At 49.9% G+C, this 2,512-nt stretch carries 2 protein-coding genes and 1 pseudogene; all 3 read left to right on the forward strand.

Annotation, left to right across the window (positions count from 1 at the left end; all coding sequences use genetic code 11):
• The first annotated feature begins 357 nt into the window (after positions 1-357).
• Positions 358-1,176: an enoyl-ACP reductase FabI gene (gene fabI, locus Q0338_RS00620; protein WP_148800746.1), complete on the forward strand. Its 819-nt coding sequence runs from the start codon at positions 358-360 to the stop codon at positions 1,174-1,176.
• Between the two features lie 205 nt (positions 1,177-1,381).
• Positions 1,382-1,909: a DUF2625 family protein gene (locus tag Q0338_RS00625; RefSeq protein ID WP_298085076.1), complete on the forward strand. Its 528-nt coding sequence runs from the start codon at positions 1,382-1,384 to the stop codon at positions 1,907-1,909.
• Between the two features lie 164 nt (positions 1,910-2,073).
• Positions 2,074-2,512: pseudogene (locus tag Q0338_RS00630) on the forward strand (NADH:flavin oxidoreductase/NADH oxidase); the annotation flags it as partial.

Raw genomic sequence — 2,512 nt, forward strand, 5'->3', positions numbered from 1 at the left:
GGTACGGCGAGTTGGGACGCCCCCGGTTTCTTGGAGCTTATTAGCGCGTCATCTCGCTGACGTCTTTAAATGATTTTGTAAATTTCGCCCTGCGACAGGCTATATGCCTAGTCTTGGGACGAAATTTACTTCAAAACATTTAAATCCGCCTAGCGATATTTCCGCTTGTCTATTTATGTTTAAAAATTGGTGTTTTATAGAGTTTTGTAAATTTCAAATTGCAAAGGATTTTGAGATGATTTTTGGGGCTTTGCAGTTAAAATTTTGCGTAGGCTAGACAGATGGTCTGCCGAGCAAAATTTTAACAAAATCGCCAAAAAGCGCTCAAAAGCCAAGCAAAAATAGAAAGGAGAAATAATGATTTTAAAAGGGAAAAAGGGCCTCATCGTCGGCGTCGCTAACGCCAAATCTATCGCTTACGGCATCGCCGAGGCTTGCCACGCGCAGGGCGCGCAGATGGCGTTTACCTACCTAAACGACGCGCTGAAAAAACGCGTAGAGCCGATAGCGGAGGAGTTTGGGAGCAAATTCGTCTACGAGCTTGACGTAAACAACCAAGCTCATTTAGACGGCCTTGCGGATCGTATCAAAGCAGACCTCGGCGAGATAGATTTCGTCGTGCACGCAGTGGCCTATGCGCCAAAAGAAGCGCTAGAGGGCGAGTTTGTAAACACTACAAAAGAAGCCTTTGATATCGCGATGGGCACGAGCGTGTATTCGCTACTAAGCCTCACGCGCGCGGTGCTGCCGGTGCTAAAAGAGGGCGGCTCGGTGCTCACGCTCACATATCTTGGCGGACCAAAATTCGTGCCTCACTACAACGTAATGGGCGTCGCAAAAGCAGCACTTGAAAGCTCCGTGCGCTATCTCGCTCACGATCTTGGCGCGCGCGGCATCCGCGTAAATGCGATCTCCGCAGGCCCTATCAAAACGCTTGCGGCAAGCGGAATCGGCGACTTTAGGATGATTTTACGCTACAACGAGGTAAATAGCCCGCTAAAACGCAACGTCACGACGCATGACGTCGGCAACAGCGCTATGTATCTGCTTAGCGACCTTGCTAGCGGCGTGACCGGCGAGGTGCACTACGTCGACTGCGGCTACAACATCATGGGTATGGGCGACGTAGCCACCGACGCCGAGGGTAACACGATCCTAGCTTGGGATGCAAAATAATCTACTAATATAAATTTGGCGGGGCGACTCGCCAAATCCTTCTTTTAAATTTCATCAAATTTGACCCAAAGGGCGCGCGATGAGGGCTTTAGGCGAGCTTATAGACACAAATGAGCCGGGCTGGGAGTTGGTCGAATAGCGGCTAAATAAGCTAAGAACGAGTAAAGTTTTACCGCGTGATGAGAGCAGGGCGCAAAGTGAGCTTTTGGGACTTCAAGTTACCACTCGCTCACCGATGGGAGCGCTTGTTTGTGGGTGCGGCGGCATCGTGATAGATAGCGGTTGGCTACGCGTGCTTGGTTCTGGCTGCGAGGGGATGAATCGCGGGGTTTACAGCTTTAGCCTTGGCAAAAGCTTTAGCGAAGCAGGGCAAATGCCTAGCTATTTGCTCGTGGCAGACGATGTTTTGGGTGGATTTTTCGCGATAAATGGTGGCGCTTTTGGTGGCAAAGCTGGCAACGTCTTTTACTACGCGCCAGATAGCGGCAAATGGGAAGATACACAGCTTGGCTACTCGCAGTTTTTGTACTGGACGCTTTGTGGCGATGTATCTAAATTTTACGAGCTTTACCGCTGGGATGGCTGGCGCGAGGATGTGAGTAAATTTAGCCTTGATAAGGTGATGTTTGCCTTGCCGCCGATACTTTGGCAAGACGCTAATGTAAAACTAAGACTAAAAGATATGAAAAAAAGATGGCGTGGATATAGACGAGTACTTTGCTTCTATTTTTAGCGGCGGCGAGTAAAATTTTCAAATTTGATGGAAGTAAAATAAAGGCCGTTGCGGCTCGTTAGCCTTACTGCGCGCACCTGTCGGCTGCTAAAATTTGCCGCTCAACTAAATAAATTTAAACAAATATCTTAAAATAACCGCAAATAATCTTTAAAGGATTTCTCATGCAAAGCTTGCTTTTTACGCCGCTAAAAATCGGCGATCTGCAGATCAAAAACCGCATCGTGATGCCGCCGATGTGCATGTATAAGGCCAAAAACGAAAACGGCTGCCCTAGGTGCTTTCACCGCTTGCACTACGCCGCTCGCGCGCTGGGAGGCGTCGGGCTCATCATCGTCGAGGCTACGGCCGTAGAGCCTAGAGGTAGGATCACGAGCCGCGATCTGGGGCTGTGGAACGACGAGCAGCTAGAGGCGCACGCCAGGCTCGTCAAGGAGTGCGTCAAATACGGCGCCGTAATGGCCGTCCAGCTCGCGCATGCCGGTAGAAAAAGCGAGTGCGAGGGTCTGATCGCACCTAGCGCGGTAAAATTTAGCGAGAGTTACAAAACGCCGCGTCAAATGAGCACGGAGGATATCGCCTTAGTCAAGCAAGCTTTTGTTC

The sequence above is a fragment of the uncultured Campylobacter sp. genome (genome assembly GCF_938018145.1).
Taxonomy (GTDB): domain Bacteria; phylum Campylobacterota; class Campylobacteria; order Campylobacterales; family Campylobacteraceae; genus Campylobacter_A.

Excerpts from the sequence above, each read along its gene's own strand:
- fabI (WP_148800746.1), top strand. The coding sequence starts at position 358 with ATGATTTTAAAAGGGAAAAAGGGCCTCATCGTCGGCGTCGCTAACGCC.